The sequence below is a fragment of the Exiguobacterium sp. s161 genome, from assembly GCF_018619045.1.
Classification (GTDB): Bacteria; Bacillota; Bacilli; order Exiguobacteriales; family Exiguobacteriaceae; genus Exiguobacterium_A; species Exiguobacterium_A indicum.
Window position 1 is genome coordinate 84,561 of record NZ_JACSNH010000004.1, and the last position, 15,892, is coordinate 100,452.

General features: G+C 47.0%; 18 protein-coding genes and 2 riboswitches. Of the genes, 10 read left to right on the forward strand and 8 right to left on the reverse strand.

All coding sequences use genetic code 11. The features are described from left to right. Nucleotides 1-6 precede the first annotated feature (6 nt). A riboswitch (Lysine riboswitch) is annotated at nucleotides 7-185 on the reverse strand. 92 nt (nucleotides 186-277) lie between these two features. Next, entirely contained in the window at nucleotides 278-1,015 is a 738-nt protein-coding gene (locus tag KNQ14_RS11625) for a uracil-DNA glycosylase family protein (protein ID WP_055969705.1), read from the reverse strand. 124 nt (nucleotides 1,016-1,139) lie between these two features. Next, nucleotides 1,140-1,460 carry a heme oxygenase gene (locus tag KNQ14_RS11630; RefSeq protein WP_023469797.1) on the reverse strand — a complete coding sequence of 107 codons (321 nt, stop codon included), beginning with the start codon at nucleotides 1,458-1,460 and terminating at the stop codon, nucleotides 1,140-1,142. A gap of 89 nt (nucleotides 1,461-1,549) precedes the next feature. Between KNQ14_RS11630 and KNQ14_RS11635 the strand changes: the two genes are divergently transcribed. The 5 genes from KNQ14_RS11635 (at nucleotide 1,550) to KNQ14_RS11655 (ending at nucleotide 6,604) form a co-directional block, all read left to right on the forward strand. Further along, complete coding sequence (locus KNQ14_RS11635; protein ID WP_081637345.1) at nucleotides 1,550-2,209, forward strand: SAM-dependent methyltransferase; 660 nt, start codon at nucleotides 1,550-1,552, stop codon at nucleotides 2,207-2,209. Between the two features lie 9 nt (nucleotides 2,210-2,218). Beyond that, the gene (locus tag KNQ14_RS11640) at nucleotides 2,219-3,103 is read left to right on the forward strand and encodes an ABC transporter ATP-binding protein (protein WP_251138389.1); all 885 of its coding nucleotides are present in this window, start codon (nucleotides 2,219-2,221) and stop codon (nucleotides 3,101-3,103) included. Continuing rightward, nucleotides 3,100-3,906 carry an ABC transporter permease subunit gene (locus KNQ14_RS11645; RefSeq protein ID WP_311246990.1) on the forward strand — a complete coding sequence of 269 codons (807 nt, stop codon included), beginning with the start codon at nucleotides 3,100-3,102 and terminating at the stop codon, nucleotides 3,904-3,906. The genes KNQ14_RS11640 and KNQ14_RS11645 overlap by 4 nt, the downstream gene beginning before the upstream one ends. A 124-nt stretch (nucleotides 3,907-4,030) precedes the next feature. Next, a complete protein-coding gene (gene rlmN / locus KNQ14_RS11650; RefSeq protein WP_023469793.1) occupies nucleotides 4,031-5,104 on the forward strand; it encodes a dual-specificity RNA methyltransferase RlmN in 1,074 nt (357 codons plus the stop codon). Between the two features lie 63 nt (nucleotides 5,105-5,167). After that, nucleotides 5,168-6,604, forward strand: a complete 1,437-nt coding sequence (locus KNQ14_RS11655; RefSeq protein WP_214861123.1) for a DEAD/DEAH box helicase — start codon at nucleotides 5,168-5,170, stop codon at nucleotides 6,602-6,604. Between the two features lie 21 nt (nucleotides 6,605-6,625). Here the strand turns inward: KNQ14_RS11655 and KNQ14_RS11660 are convergent, their stop codons facing one another. From KNQ14_RS11660 to KNQ14_RS11680, 5 genes are all read right to left on the reverse strand, one after another. Continuing rightward, a complete protein-coding gene (locus tag KNQ14_RS11660; protein ID WP_214861125.1) occupies nucleotides 6,626-7,942 on the reverse strand; it encodes an NAD(P)/FAD-dependent oxidoreductase in 1,317 nt (438 codons plus the stop codon). Between the two features lie 76 nt (nucleotides 7,943-8,018). Beyond that, a complete protein-coding gene (locus tag KNQ14_RS11665; RefSeq protein WP_023469790.1) occupies nucleotides 8,019-8,654 on the reverse strand; it encodes a nitroreductase family protein in 636 nt (211 codons plus the stop codon). 51 nt (nucleotides 8,655-8,705) lie between these two features. After that, on the reverse strand, nucleotides 8,706-9,341 hold the full coding sequence (locus tag KNQ14_RS11670) for a nitroreductase family protein (RefSeq protein WP_029342971.1): 636 nt from the start codon (nucleotides 9,339-9,341) through the stop codon (nucleotides 8,706-8,708). A 1-nt stretch (nucleotide 9,342) separates the two neighbouring features. Next, a complete protein-coding gene (locus tag KNQ14_RS11675; RefSeq protein WP_214856583.1) occupies nucleotides 9,343-9,798 on the reverse strand; it encodes a MarR family winged helix-turn-helix transcriptional regulator in 456 nt (151 codons plus the stop codon). A gap of 154 nt (nucleotides 9,799-9,952) precedes the next feature. Next, complete coding sequence (locus KNQ14_RS11680) at nucleotides 9,953-10,618, reverse strand: YczE/YyaS/YitT family protein (RefSeq protein WP_214748852.1); 666 nt, start codon at nucleotides 10,616-10,618, stop codon at nucleotides 9,953-9,955. A 152-nt stretch (nucleotides 10,619-10,770) separates the two neighbouring features. On the opposite strand from KNQ14_RS11680, the gene KNQ14_RS11685 reads away from it, so the two are divergent. From KNQ14_RS11685 to KNQ14_RS11705, 5 genes are all read left to right on the forward strand, one after another. After that, a complete protein-coding gene (locus KNQ14_RS11685) occupies nucleotides 10,771-11,556 on the forward strand; it encodes a DUF817 domain-containing protein (protein ID WP_214861127.1) in 786 nt (261 codons plus the stop codon). A gap of 193 nt (nucleotides 11,557-11,749) precedes the next feature. Then, nucleotides 11,750-12,388, forward strand: coding sequence for a DUF975 family protein (locus tag KNQ14_RS11690; protein ID WP_214748846.1), 639 nt, complete (start codon nucleotides 11,750-11,752; stop codon nucleotides 12,386-12,388). Between the two features lie 113 nt (nucleotides 12,389-12,501). After that, nucleotides 12,502-12,604, forward strand: a riboswitch (SAM riboswitch). A 74-nt stretch (nucleotides 12,605-12,678) separates the two neighbouring features. Next, entirely contained in the window at nucleotides 12,679-13,737 is a 1,059-nt protein-coding gene (locus tag KNQ14_RS11695) for an LLM class flavin-dependent oxidoreductase (RefSeq protein ID WP_214748844.1), read from the forward strand. Beyond that, on the forward strand, nucleotides 13,734-14,681 hold the full coding sequence (locus tag KNQ14_RS11700; protein WP_214748840.1) for an ATP-grasp domain-containing protein: 948 nt from the start codon (nucleotides 13,734-13,736) through the stop codon (nucleotides 14,679-14,681). The genes KNQ14_RS11695 and KNQ14_RS11700 overlap by 4 nt, the downstream gene beginning before the upstream one ends. Nucleotides 14,682-14,757: 76 nt before the next feature. Next, entirely contained in the window at nucleotides 14,758-15,225 is a 468-nt protein-coding gene (locus tag KNQ14_RS11705; protein WP_214748837.1) for an SRPBCC family protein, read from the forward strand. A gap of 225 nt (nucleotides 15,226-15,450) precedes the next feature. On the opposite strand, the gene KNQ14_RS11710 is transcribed toward KNQ14_RS11705, so the two are convergent. Beyond that, nucleotides 15,451-15,831, reverse strand: a complete 381-nt coding sequence (locus KNQ14_RS11710) for an NUDIX domain-containing protein (RefSeq protein ID WP_214748834.1) — start codon at nucleotides 15,829-15,831, stop codon at nucleotides 15,451-15,453. Nucleotides 15,832-15,892: the final 61 nt, after the last annotated feature.

Below are 15,892 nucleotides of genomic sequence, written 5' to 3' on the forward strand. Positions count from 1 at the left end.
TCTTAGCCGAATTGGAGCGCTCCATACAACTGTTATGTATGGCAATCGATCGGGTATTTCCCGAATCGACCAACGACGGTATGCTCGACGCATACTGTCATTTCGGCGATGTCACCTTTCCTGTAGTCGTCTTCGTTGTCATCCTCGGACCAAGTACTGATTGAAATCGCGCCTCTACCTCATCGATAGAATAGTCATATTCTGTTCTTATGGACACTTTATCACGTATTTCAAAAAAGATTCAACCATATATTCTGATAATTTAAGACAAAGTTGCTCATTCGGCAAAATGTTGAATGAGCTGTTTCATCAAATAGGCTTGGTTTTCTTCGAATTGTTTTTTTCGATGACCGTTCGCGCCAGATGGATGGGGGAAGTTGGAAAGAAGCTGATGTTGTTCGATTCGTCCATCCTGAATCAATCCACGGACTTGCGTCTCGACGACCCGACCGAGTGGAATTAATAACGCTGGTTTTTGTAACTGATTGATCTCAGCGACGAAGTGTTCTTCCGCGTAGTGCCTCAATAAAGGACTACGACTAATTTTCGGTTGATGACCCGAGTAATTCTTTTCGCGATAAAAGACGGGTTGCTTTAACAGTGATGTTGGATGCAATAATTTCTGATGTTGATGGAATAAGCTAGTAGCCGTCTCAATTCCGAGCAATGCTGGAAGCTCGAGTGTATCAAGCATCTGGACGAGGTTACGTCGCATCGTTCCGGCAAAACTGGCTGCATATTTGACGATGCGTGCCGTCCCTTCTAGTGAAGCCCCATGATGGAGGGCATCCGTTGCTTCTTCGAAAGCGATTCGCATCTGTTCAAAACCTGGTGTGATCCCGATGATGACGACTTTTGCTTCAGTATTGACATATTCGCCAATCGGAGAATAATAGACGGTCAGCTCGTTCTCCTGTTGCAATAAAAAATCGTCCGTCCATAATTCATCACGTCGTAACGTACGATCATCAGGTAAGCTACGAATGGCTTGTTCAAATATAGTTAATGAATTCATGAAGAACCCTCTCTCTCTGTATTGGCACTATAATAACAAATAATACCATTTGAGACAATTAAACCCTTTCACTATTTGTGTATAGGTATATAAAAAAGGACTCGAGACGAGTCCTTTTCGTGCATCATGCGCGTTCTTTGACCGAAGCAACTTCATATGTCAGAATCTCGCTGCCGAGCATTGGCGATTCTCCTGCCTCACTACTCGCAGGTCGACTATGTGACGCTTTGAAATCGTCACTCTCACGCCATGCTTGAAAACTCTTCATGTCTTCCCAGTACATGTTGACGTTCATTTCATCATGTTCTTCGATGTTTTGCGTCAATAAGACCTCGACGCGGATGAATCCGTCCATCGTATCAAGTCCACTTGGACGCGTAAAACGAGGAGCGAGAGCTGCAGCCATCCCTTTTTTGACTTTAATCCGGTTCGTAACGACGATCATCATAAAATCCCCTTTCAAAAAACGAGTAACGTACTTCTTCAGTATAGTACGATGAAGGCAAGAATGCCGGAAAGAAGGAACAAACGACAATGAATGAACAGGAATACGATCAACGATTACGAATCGAGACCATTGAGATGCAACACCTCTATGGTGTGTTTAGTCACTACAATCGCTATGAACCAACGCCTTATGCGGCACTAGACGAATTATGCGAAACGTATTTGTTTCAAAAACAGGACACGGTCATTGATTTCGGGTGTGGGAAAGGGCGTTTGAACTTTTACTTACACGACCGATTCGATTGTTCCGTCATCGGAATCGAGATGAACGGACAATTTTACGAGGACGCACTCCGGAATATGGCGAACTACCAAAGTCGACGGAAGCGGCGTTCCGGAAGTTTGCGATTTGAACAGACGTATGCCGAGCAGTATGCCATTCCGGATGAGACGAATAAGTTTTATTTCTTCAATCCATTCTCTTCACAAATTTTCATGAAAGTGATCGATCACATTTTAAGTTCGGTCGAACGTTCCCCGCGTTCGGTTGATCTCATCTTGTATTACCCGACCGATGAATACCGGGAGTACTTGGAGCGTCATACCGTATTCGAGCAAGTCGATGAGATTCGATTACGAGACCTCTATGAAAAAAATCATGACGAGCGGTTCGTCATCTATCGCTTTGATCCGAACAAACTGCTTCAAAACGGGTATGAATACAGTGAGGAAAGAAATAAAAGATAAGGAGGTCGGATGATGATCCGTTTAGAGCATGTCACGAAAGAGTTTGCACCGGGGCGTGGAATATTCGATGTCAGTTTTACAGTTGATCCGGGTACGATATTCGGTTTCATCGGACCAAATGGATCTGGAAAATCAACGACACTCCGACATTTGATGGGACTATTGGCTGCGGATGGTGGAAAGGCGACGATCGGTGGTTTTGATTGCTGGAAGCAAAGTAAAGAAGTGAAGAAATTGGTCGGTTATTTGCCGGGGGAGATTAGTTTACCTGGAGACATGACGGGAGCAGACATGCTGGATTTGATGCAACGACTACACGGTAGCGATCCGGCACGGCGACAACTGTTGTTGAAACGATTTCCTTTTGAGACGAAGACGAAAATCCGCAAGATGTCAAAAGGGATGAAACAAAAATTGGCACTTGTCGGTTGCTTCATGAAGGATGCACCCGTCTATCTACTTGATGAGCCGACCAGTGGACTCGATCCTTTGATGCAAGAGCGTTTTTTAGAGTGGATTGAACAGGAGAAGCATGCTGGAAAAGCGATTCTGATGAGTTCACATCACTTTCCGGAGATGGAAAAATCGTGCGATCGAGCGGCTTTAATCAAAGCAGGGCGCATCATCGTCGAATCGGATATTCATGAGTTGGTTCGATCGAGTCGAAAGACGTACACGATCGTCTTCCGAACGGAGGTGGAAGCAGCACAGTTCGCGATGCAAGTCGGTGTTGAACCGAAGCGGCTGGAAGTCAGTTTTCAAACGGATGAGACGCTGAGCTTGAATCAGGCGATCGCTTATTTAACCCAGTACGATGTACGGCTGATTCGTCCGTCAGCAGATGATTTAGAACAGGTCTTCTTGCATTATTATGGAGAGGAGGAATCGTCGTGATATTGTTGATCCGCTCTTTATTCAAGCAGGTCAGAAAGCCCGTGCTTGCTTATGCGATTGGAACGAGTCTCTACTTATTGATGCTTGCGTTGCTTTATCCATCGATGATGAAGACTGGTTTACTAGAAACAAAACTAGAAGCGTTACCTCCAGAAGTCTTAAAAGCATTTCAATACGATAAGGTGACGGGATTCGATAATGTACTGGATCTGCTCGGAGGGAACTATTATGGATTGATCTTTCAAGTCATTGCGAGTCTATTCTTGCTCTCATTAGCAGCGCGCCTCGTTGCGCGACCGATCGACAACGGAGAGCTGATCGTCTATCTCGCAGCCCCGATCACCCGGAATGCGTATACGTTTGCTGTCGCGATCGTCATGGGTATCGCAAGTATGGTTCTCGTAGGACTGAATGGACTTGTCTTGATGGTATCCGACTGGTGGATGACAGATATTTCGATCAATGACGTCATCTTATGGCGGATTCAGCTCAATGCGCTATTGTTACTCTTGGCGATCGGCGCCTTTACGTTATTCGTTGCGACGTTATTTGACGAAGAACGTCGTGCTTTTTCGCTTGCCGGTAGTGTGCTGGTTCTATCGATCGTCTTGACGATTCTGTCGGAGCTAAGTGACAAGACGGAGTGGCTCCGTTATCTATCCGTCTTCTCCTTATTCAATACGACGCAATTACTAGAAGGAACGAATCATTTTCTTCTTCATTCCATTCTTTTACTTGTCCTCTGTCTCGTGTTCTTGACTGGAGCAGTCGTTCAATTCGGACGTCGGAGTCTGTCGATTTGATCGAAAGTGGCGCAAAAAATTTACAGAAAGTGAACATTTAGGATTTGAACGTTGCGTCACGCGCTGATTTTTACTAAGATAAAGGAATGTTGTAGTTCTGGAAAAAGAAATGAGGTCTTTCGAAATGAATAAACCATCCATTTATGGATTAACGCTTGAGCAGATGACAGAATGGTTATCGAATCAAGGGCACAAACCATTCCGTGCCAAACAAGTATGGGATTGGCTCTACCGTAAACGTGTCACGACTTTCGCGGAAATGACGAATGTCAACAAGGATTGCCTTGAGTTGTTAGATCAGAGTTTTACGATTGACTCGATGACAGAAGCGGTCAAGCAAGAATCAGCAGACGGAACAATCAAGTTCCTTTTCAAATTATATGATGGCAACTTGATTGAAACGGTTCTGATGCGTCATAAGTACGGTCTTTCTGTCTGTGTTACGACACAGGTCGGCTGTAACATCGGCTGTAGCTTCTGTGCAAGTGGTCTGATCAAGAAGAGCCGCGACTTGTCAGCAGGCGAAATCGTTGAGCAAATCATGAACGTCCAACATCACCTCGATGCAGTCGGTAACGAAGAACGTGTCAGCCACGTCGTCGTCATGGGTATCGGTGAACCGTTCGATAACTTCGACAACATGGTTGACTTCTTAAACGTCATCAAGGACCACAATGGTCTTGCGATCGGTGCACGTCACATCACGGTTTCAACAAGTGGTTTGGCAGACAAGATCTACAAGTTCGCTGACTTGAAACTCCAAGTCAACTTAGCCATCTCGCTTCACGCACCAAACAATGAATTGCGTACGCAAATCATGAAAATCAACCGGGCGATCCCGCTTGAGAAATTGATGCCAGCGATCGATTATTACGTTCAAACGACGAACCGTAAAATCACGATCGAGTACATCTTGCTTCGTGGCGTCAACGACCAAAAAGAACACGCAGTCGAACTAGCAAAACTGTTCGAAGACAAACGTCACCTGACGTATGTCAACTTGATTCCGTACAATCCAGTCGATGAGCACGGTCAATATCAGCGCAGTACGTCTGAAGATATCACGACGTTCTACGATACGTTGAAAAAGAACGGCTTGAACTGTGGTGTTCGTCTCGAGCACGGAACAGACATCGATGCGGCATGTGGTCAATTACGTAGTAAGCAAATCAAAAAAGATAAAGTAGCATCCAAATAATTCGTTGGGCTTCTCATCGTTTCGGTGGGAAGCTTTTTTTACGATAAGAAATGAGGACATTCTATGACACGTACACGATTCAATGATTTTAACTTAAGCACACCGATTCTCGATTCGATCGAGCAACTCGGTTACACGACACCAACCGAAGTCCAACAATCGGTCATCCCCGTCGTATTATCCGGAAAAGACGTCATCGTCAAATCACGGACGGGGAGCGGAAAGACGGCATCGTTTGCGATCCCACTGTGTGAACTCGTCGAGTGGGAAGAAAACAAACCACAAGTCTTAGTCTTGACGCCAACACGTGAGCTGGCCTTGCAGGTCAAAGAAGACATCATGAACATCGGACGCTATAAGCGGATCAAAGCGACGGCCGTCTTCGGCAAGCAACCGTTCCGTGGACAAGTCACGGAACTCAAACAAAAGACACACGTCGTCGTCGGTACACCGGGACGTGTACGCGATCATATCGAGCGGGGCACGCTATCGCTTGAGAAAATCCGTTACGTCGTCTTGGATGAAGCCGATGAAATGCTGAATATGGGCTTCCTCAATCAAGTCGACGCTATCTTGTCCGAGTTACCAAAAGATCGGATGACACTCTTATTCTCTGCGACCTTCCCAGAAGACATCGAACAGTTGAGTGATCGTTACATGGAGGCACCAAAACGAATCGAAGCGGGCGAGACCGTCGTCTCGACGATTACGCATAGTTATATTCCGGTGACGGACAAGACGAAGTTCGCCATTTTAAAAGATGTCCTCGTCGCTGAAAACCCGGATCGTTGCATGATCTTCTGTCGGACGAAAGAACACGTTGATTTCGTCGCGAATGGTCTACGCGCCCATGACTATCCAGTTGAAGCAATTCACGGTGGGATGGAACAAGACGATCGACTCGATGCGATGAAAGCCTTCCGTGCCGGGAAGTTCCGAATTCTTGTCGCAACAGATGTCGCAGCACGCGGCATCGATATCGAGAACATCACGCACGTCATCCAGTATGATCTCCCTGTCGAACGAGAAAGCTACGTTCACCGGACCGGTCGGACGGGGCGGGCAGGAGCAGCCGGACAAGCAATCAGTCTCGTCACACCGGCAGACGAACGTCGCCTAAAGGAAATCGAGCAGTATCACGGGAAACTGACACGTCGCCAAGCACCAACGGAAAAGGACTTGATGCGGACAGCGGATGCATTCGAAGAGAAAATGGCGACGGAAGATACGCGTTCTTCGAAAACGGAACAGCTTGATGCGGACATCATGAAATTGTTCTTTAACGGTGGGAAGAAGAAAAAACTCCGTGCCGTCGACTTCGTTGGAACGATTGCGAAGATTGAAGGCGTCACAGCAGACGACATCGGCATCATCTCGATTCAGGATACGTTGACGTATGTCGATATCCTCAACGGGAAAGGTCCGCTTGTCCTCCGGGCGATGAAGACGACGAAGGTCAAAGGGAAACAATTGAAAGTGTACGAAGCATTCAAGAAATAAGACAAGCCGGTCATTCTCCGCTTAAGCGAAGAGGGACCGGCTGTTTTGCGTCAAGGCATGTCCAAGATGGAGTCCGCTAGCAGCTGCTTGGGCAAGCGAGTGTGTGGCACCGGAACAATCCCCGATCGCATAGACACCGGGACATGTCGTCTCAAACGTCTCTGACGTCTCAAGCATCGGTGCGTAAAACTTGCTATCTAATCCGTAAAGCAACGTATCTCCCGGAAGTTCCACTTCAAGGAGTTGCTCAAGGCGCTCTAAAAACCCTTCTAAGACGAGCAGGTCTTCTGTAGGCACTTCTGCATGCAAATTACCGGGGGACGCGGTTAGAGAAGGGACAATGGTGTTACGACTCAGTTGATCGTTTGCCGTCGCTCGCGATGCTCGGAAATCACTGAGTCGCTGAACGAGGATGCGATCACCACCTTGGTTGATTCCGCCAATGATGCGTGCGGCATACGCATTCGCTTTCGCTAGCGTCGAAAAATAACGCGGGAGAAATAGTGTAAAGTTCAGATTCGTCGAGCCGTCTGCCGTCTCGTGGACGTTTTGGCCGTCCGGCATGACGAGTCCTTCTTGATATTTGCGGATGATCCGTCCGCGCGGATTCATGCAATAGGTGACGGCTTGACCGTAAGGCGAGTCGTAACCGAGCTTCGTCTCGAACGTCTCCTGTAACAATGTCCGAAATAGCGCCTCATCCGTCTCGATTCGCACCCCGAGATCAAGTCGAGTCCGCTGTGGGGTGACACCAAGCGTCGCTAACTTTTGCAACGTAAAGTCTGCACCTGAACGACCTGTCGCGAACACGATCCGTTGACTGACGAAGATCTCGTCCGCTGTTTTGATCGTAAACGGCTCTGATTTCGTGATCTGCTCGATTGTCGTTTCGAACCGGGCACCGAGACGCGGTAATAAGGCGTCCTCAAACGCCGTGAAGACAGCAGCTGTCCGTACTGTGCCTAAATGACGGACGGTCGTCTCGACCGAATGTAGACCGGCGCGACGGGCACGAGACGCTACAGTAGAGGAATGCGTCGAGTAGGTCTCAACTATACCTCCACCATATGTACATAAAAGATTATCGACTTCTTGGAACAGTCGTCGTGTCGTCTCTTCACCGATTTTTGAGACGAGTTCCCCGCCGAATCCTGTCGCATAATTGAACTTTCCTTCTGATTTGCCAAGCCCTGCGAATCCAAGATACGCATCTTCTGTCGTTCGTTCACGGATTGGTTTTCCGGCATCGAGCAGTAAGACGCGTTGCCCGTCTTCAACAAGCTGATGGGCGAGGAAAATTCCTGCCACACCGGCTCCGATAATCGTCACATCATACATTACTGACGCCTCCTTTTCTTTGAGTATATAAAAAAGCCGGATTCCTATGAAAGGAATCCGGACTGAGTGAGATCGCTTATTTCCACTCTGCGATGTCAGCGATTGGTAGACGAACCGATGGGTATCCTGCGTCCACGGCTTTACCGATTGAAAGCAACATGACTGGGAGGTAACGCTCTTTTTCAAGACCGAATGCTTCTGCGATTTGGTCTTTTTCGTAACCACCGATTGGGTTTGTATCGTAACCGTGTGCACGAGCGACGAGCATCAATTGCATTGAAACGAGACCTGAGTCGATCAAGATGCTATCACGTAATGTTTCAACGTCTTCTGGACGGTAGAAACCTTTGATGGCTGGTACTTGGCGATCACGTACTTCTTGTGGCATAAGACCTTTTTCAACAGCCATGTCGTAGATTGTCTCGATGCTGTCGACCGCGTTCATGTCACCGAAGACAGCGATGACAGCAGAAGATGTCTCGACTTGAACTTGGTTGAATTTTGCGAGTGGTGCGAGTGTCGCTTTACCTTCTTCGCTATCGATGACGAGGAAACGCCATGGTTGCATGTTAACTGAAGATGGAGCAAGTGTTGCTTCTTCAAGGATTTGTGTCATTTCTTCTTTTGAAATTTTTACGTTCGTGTCGTAGTTACGAATCGAGCGACGTCCTTTAACGATTTCCATGAAGTCCGTTGTTGTTTGAGTAGTCATAATTATTCAATCTCCCTTGTGTGTTTTTTCTTTTTTATAGTGTGAAAAAACTTATTTCCAGTCTGCGATGTCGTTGATTGGTAGGCGAACCGATGGGTATCCTGCGTCCACCGCTTTACCAATCGATAGCAACATGACCGGTACATAACGCTCTTTTTCAAGACCGAATGCTTCCGCGATTTGATCTTTCTCGTAACCGCCGATTGGGTTCGTATCATATCCGTGCGCACGAGCGACGAGCATCAATTGCATCGAGACGAGACCTGAGTCGATCAAGATGCTGTCTTTCAAGTCGTTTGCTGATACGCTGCTGTACATCCCTTGGATCGCTGGTACTTGGCGATCGCGTACTTCTTGTGGCATGAGCCCTTTTGCGACAGCTGTATCGTAGATGTTCTCGAGTTGATCAACAGCGTTCATGTCACCGAAGACGGCGATGACAGCAGAAGATGTTTCGACTTGGACTTGGTTGAATTTCGCGAGTGGTGCAAGTGTCGCTTTGCCTTCTTCGCTATCGATGACGAGGAAACGCCATGGTTGCATGTTGACAGAAGAAGGTGCGAGTGTTGCTTCTTCAAGAATTTGTGTCATTTCTTCTTTTGAGATCTTCACGTCTGTATCGTAGTTACGAATCGAACGGCGTCCTTTGACGATTTCCATGAAGTCTGTTTGAGTTTGCGTTGCCATATTAAAGCGACTCCTCTTTTAATTTAGGTAATGTTTCGGCGTTCGCTTCGATGCGTTGAATCATCTCAGCTAAAGTCCGTTGTTCTTCAGCAGAGAATCCTTCGAGTAAGTTCTCGAGGAACTCCTCTTTTTGTTCGCGTAATCGTGCAATGCGCGTCGCCCCTTGTTCCGTTAAGGAAACAAGAATCACCCGATTGTCAGCGGCTGAACGCTCGCGAGCAATCATCCCTGTCGATTCCAGGTGTTTGAGGTGACGGGTCACCGCCGCGTGATCGACATTGACGCGTTTTTGCAATTCTTTTTGACTGATCGTTTGATCGACTTGTAGTTGAGCAAGTAGGTCCATTCGCGTCTGACTGAAACCATCCGTACAGAGATCGAATTTTTGAGCAATCGTCTTATTGACGGAGACGAGTGCATAGATCAAACGTCCTTTTTCGGTGCAGGAAATACTCAATCCATCACATCCTTCCCTTCGTTCGAAGAAACCTTTGACGTATCAAAGATTGATATGTAAACGAATATAACGTGTTTATTTTGATGACGCAACTTATCTGCTTCTGACATAAAAAAAGATATCATTCACGCGGAATGATATCGAGTCAGGCGACTTAGCTAATTTGGCGTTTAGACGCTGGAATTCCTTTTGCATCGATCGCTGCAATGATCCGACGGAAATAGAACAACCAAAATTGTAGGAATGGTCCGATTAAGAAAATCGAGAGGATCGTACCGAAGAAAACAGGTCCCCCAAGCAACCAACCGATGCCGCATGCCGTGACTTCCATGATCGTCCGCATCAGACGAATCGACGTTCCGAAGCGCTCTGCAAGTGTCAGCGTTAACCCATCACGTGGACCAGCCCCGTATCCGACAGCGACATACAGACCAGCGCCCATCCCAATGATGAAGATACCGAAAATCAGCCAGAGCGTATTCAACCAGATCGATTCAAAAGAGGGTAAGAGATGAGAACCAAGCACAAGATTCATGAAGACACCAACGAAAATCGCGTTGACGAGCGTTCCGATTTGCGGTGTGACGCGGTCTAATGCGTACTTCACGAAAACGAGTAATAGACCAACAAGTAAGATGATCGTTCCGACGGATAGTGGCGTCTTCTTTTGGAGACCGAGATGCAATACATCCCACGTCGAGACACCGAGTTCAGCTGTGATCATCATCGATGAGCCAAGGGCGAGTAAAAATAAACCAAGTAGGAAGAGCCCCCACTTTAACGTAGCGCGTAACAACCAGGAAGCGCGATGACGCGTCATGTCTGGCACCTCATTTCTTAAAATAATTGATTCGTTAACTGTATCATGAGGAAAGTGGAAGAAGAAAGACGAAATTTTCCGTTTTTTCCATCTTAAGAAGGAGGGGAAGGAGGATTGAGACCCGTATACTGAAGAAAAAAGGAGATGACCGAATGAAAGCGATCCGGCACCTGATTCGTTTTACATATATAGAAGCCATCTGTTGCGTCTTTCCCGTGATGATTTTCGCAGCGCTTGCTCTTTCACGTTATCTTCCTACTGAAACGGTTGCTCGATATGATCTCTTGTTGCTATGGTGTATTCTCGTCCAAATCGTCTTACTCGTCACACGTTATGAAACGATGGAGGAATTCAAACTGATCTTATTGTTTCACGTCATCGGTCTAGCACTTGAACTGTTCAAAGTGAACGTCGGGTCTTGGAGTTATCCGGAAGAAGCTTTGACGAAAGTGGCTGGTGTTCCATTGTATGCAGGATTCATGTACGCAAGCGTCGCGAGTTATGTCTGCCAGGCTTTTCGGCGATTTCATTTACGATTCATAGCATTTCCTCCCCCGTGGCTTGCGATCAGCGTCGGTAGTCTCGTCTATCTCAACTTCTTCACCCACCACTGGATCTTCGATGCACGCTGGCTATTGATGGTTCTCGTCGTCCTCGTTTTCTATAAGTCATGGGTTCATTTTACGATCGAGCAGACGATTTATCGGATGCCGCTCGTCCTGTCCTTTTTACTGATCGCCTTTTTCATTTGGATCGCAGAGAATATCGTGACGTTTTTTAAAGGCTGGGTCTATCCGCATCAAGAAGGAGGCTGGGCAGTCGTTGATCTTGGAAAATTATCTTCTTGGTTCCTGCTTGTGATCATCACGGTTTTGATCGTCATCGTCGCGAAATATAAGCGTCAGGATCCGGCTGTGGAGATATATCAGCGTACATAGACGAAAAACATGACATTTCGTTTGCGATGAAGCGCTTCGATGTTCAACGTTCGTTCTAACATGTGGACGACAACTTGAGCGTGCTTGGCTCAACCAGCAACGAGACGGGAAATTATTGAAAAAAGAGTGAAACATTAGAAATTTTAAGCCGTAGAGTAAGGTGAGAACTTATTTTTCAAGGAGGACCTTACTCATGTCATCTCAATTAAAGAAAGCAGCGAAGGAGTCGCTCAGCGGTCGTTGGGGATTTGCAGTCCTAGCTTTTCTGCTGTTTAGTATTATTCAGGGTGTTCCTAATTTATTTGGATCGGATATCGATGAGCCGTCTAGTAGTATAGATCTCGTTGTATCATTGGTGTCGATTTTATTGATTCCAGTAGGAGTCGGTTGGACATGGATTGCCATGTCGATTGCTCGTGGCGAAGAAACGAAAGTGACGGATTTGTTTGAGCCATATGGTATGTTCCTGAAAGTGGTGGGGCTGGCCATTGTTCAGTTCATCTTTATCGCGCTCTGGACGTTACTCTTAATCATCCCTGGTATCATCAAGTCGTTCTCTTACCTGTTGACGTTCTACATCCTTCGAGATGAACCATCGATCGGTATCCTCGAGGCCATCACGCGTTCACGCCAACTCATGGATGGTCATAAGATGGAAGCATTCTTACTCTTCCTATCATTCATTGGTTGGGCATTACTTGTAATCGTTACACTTGGTCTTGCTGTCTTATGGGTTGGACCATACTTCAGCGTCACGCTTGCCAAATTCTATGATCGTGTTCGTGGTGAACAAGCACCAGAGCCAACATCAGATTTCGTCGCACCATATTAATCCGGAATCCCGACACGACGTCGGGATTTTTTTATGCGCGAAATAATTCCGATTGGAAAAGACGGTTTAATGGTTGCTTTAGTTCAGTGAATTTTGTACGATGAATGCAACACATCTTATCTAGAGAAGTCGAGGGACTGGCCCGAAGACACTTCAGCAACCCCGCTATGGCGGAAGGTGCTACTTCCAGGAAGGAATACCTTCTGAAGATAAGAGCGGACAGGACAAGATACCGTCGCTCTTTTCGAACTTCGAAAAGAGCGTTTTTTTATGATAAGGGGGACGATGGAGTGGAGTATGGTTTTTGGTTACCGATTTTTGGGGGATGGTTACGTAACGTCGAGGATGAACAGATGCCAGCAACATTCGATTATGCGAAACAAGTCGCACAAACAGCTGAACGCATCGGCTTCTCGACGACGTTGATTGCGGAATTGAACTTGAACGATATCAAAGGCATCAAGGAACCGAGTCTTGAGGCATGGACAACGGCAGCGGCGATTGCTGCAACAACAGAACGCCTTGAGATCATGACAGCGGTTCGTCCCGGGTTCCATAATCCAGCGACGACGGCGAAGATGGCGGCAAACATCGATCAGTTGAGTGGAGGGCGATTTACGCTCAATGTCGTCTCAGCCTGGTGGGCAGAAGAAGCAAAACAATACAACGGTATTTTTACTGCACATGATGAGCGCTATGCCCGGACGGAAGAGTTCGTCACGGTCATGAAAGGACTATGGGCAGATGCGTCACCATACAGCTTCTTCGGTCATCACTACACGATCGAACAGGCAGAACTCCATCCGAAACCCATCCAGCGTCCGGGGATTAAGCTCTACGCTGGTGGAGAGAGTGAAGCCGGAAAACGGACGATCGTCGAACATTGTGATGCCTACGTCATGCATGGAGGCACTGTTGAAGAAGTAGCTCATAAAATCAATGATATGAAAGTACGCCGGGAAGCGACGGGACACGCACCGCTTGAGAGCTTCGGTCTTGCTGCCTACATCATTTGTCGGGATACGGAAGAAGAAGCGCTTCTTGAGTGGCAACGCATCACGGACGTTAAGGAAGACAGCGCCGGTTATGCCGGTTATCAAGATTTCATCAGTAAATCGCAACTCGAACAACAGGTCGAACGAAACGATTATTCCGTCTCGAACCGTGGTCTACGTCCGAATTTAATCGGAACACCAGAACAAATCGCTGAACGGATTCTAGCATTCGAAGCTGTTGGTGTCACGTTACTCTTATTACAATTCTCACCACAACTCGAAGAAATGGAACGTTTTGCTCGTGACGTAATGCCACTGGTCGAAGCGAAACGAAAGGTAGGTCAACAATCATGACAAAAATTCATATTCTCCACGAAAATCAAGAATGGACGGACCATCTCATCAAACGTCTCGAAGAACTCGAGTTACCGTATGAAGAGTGGCACTTGAATGAAGGGATCGTTCCGCTGGACGAACTGCCGCCAGAAGGCGTCTTTTACAGCCGGATGAGTGCCTCTTCGCATACGCGGGGGCATCGTTACGCGCCGGAATTGACGGAAGGGGTCCTCGCTTGGTTAGAAGAGCATGACCGGACCGTCTTTAACGGAACGCGTGCGCTTCGTCTTGAAGTCAGCAAAGTCAATCAATACACGGCGTTGCGGAAGGCTGGGATTCGTGTACCGAAGACGACGGCTGCCGTCGGACGCGATCAAATCGTACAAGCAGCAAAAGAAATCGGTGTTTCGTCATTCATCACGAAACACAACCGTGCCGGAAAAGGTCTCGGCGTCCAGCTGTTCCACTCGATTGAAGCACTTGAAGCTTATCTCGACGGTCCGACATTCGACGAACCAGTCGATGGCATCACGTTGATTCAAGAGTATATTCAAGCACCAGAACCGTACATCACACGTTGTGAGTTCGTAGGTGGAAAGTTCGTCTACGCGGTTCGAGTCGATACATCAGAAGGTTTTGAGCTTTGCCCAGCGGATGCATGTGTGATCGACGACTTGTTCTGCCCAGTTGGTGAAGAAGCGCCACAAACGCCGATGAAGTTCCAAATCGTTGAAGGCTTCGATGACCCGATCATCCAAAAGTATGAAGCATTCCTCCAAGCGAACCAAATCGCGGTCGCAGGCATCGAGTTCATTAAGGATGCGTCAGGTACGATCTATACGTATGACGTCAATACGAATACGAACTATAATTCGGATGCCGAGGCAGCTGCAGGACGCTACGGCATGCTCGAACTAGCGAAGTTCCTCGGTGCAGCCCTTGAAACAAGCACAGTAAAATAAGAATCTGCTCCCGCCCTGTCACCGGACGTTACAAGACCGGATGACAGGGTATTTCTATAGAAAAGGGGGCGGATCTATGATTACGTGGAGAGAAGAACGACAGCTCGATATCCCGATTGAGGAAGCATGGCACTTGTTTGATCACACGCGATTGCAGCGTTTGATTCCAAACGTCGTCCAGCACGAGGTGATTGAACGAAAACCGGGTGTCGTCGGTTCGACGTATCGTCAAACATACATGCAGGGTAATCGACTCGAAACCTATATCGTGACCGATTTAGCCTATACGAACGAGCCTGACTTCAAGCAAAATACGATTGGATTCACATTGGCTAAAATATTCAAGATCGAGATGACGTTTACGCTCAAACCACTTGGACACGATCGTTGTCTGTTGATTTATACAGGAAAAAATGAAGGAGTGAACTTCGTTGGGAAAAGTCTCTTGTCACTCGGTGGCGAACGAGAAAACGAGAAAATTGTTCAAGGCTTGTTGCAACGTGTCGAAGAAGAGGCAGCGAAACAAAAGAAGAACAATGCATGAAAAAACGGATTCCCGCACTGGGGAATCCGTTTTTCATATCTTATCGATTCGTATACGATTTATGATCACTCGGTAAAACGGATAGGCAGTCGACACCTTGATAACGTTCTCGTTTTCTATCGCTGGATCGAGCGATTTTGGATTATCAAAATGCTTAGTTACCGACTACTATTTTTAAGTATAAATACGGTTATTAAATTTTCATTTAATCCAAAGATTATATCGTTACGATAGTAGACGCAAACGAGAAATCTGTGAATCATTTTGCATCTCATTCAGTGGTCGAAACCGAACAGCTCGTAATTCTTGTTGATTAAGCGATAGTTCAGGATCGATCCCGAGTCGAGGTCCAGGACTATCTAAGGCACGGCGAACGAGAAAACATGTCTCTGTTCCTTGATCCATTGAAATCTCGTAAAGTTTCCGTTCGACCGTGACGTGAAGATGCGTTTCTTCTAACACTTCTCGCATGATGGCTTGCTCTTTTGTTTCACCATTCGCGACACCTCCGCCGGGTAACGTCCAAAATGTCCGGGAAGGGGTATGTAATTCGACCATTAGGATCTGTTGCTCTTCAATCAACGCAGCGCATACCCGATGTCGCATATCGCATTCCTCCTTCAACATGTTCAAAAAAAGACCGAAACGACAGTTCCGGTCTCTTTTA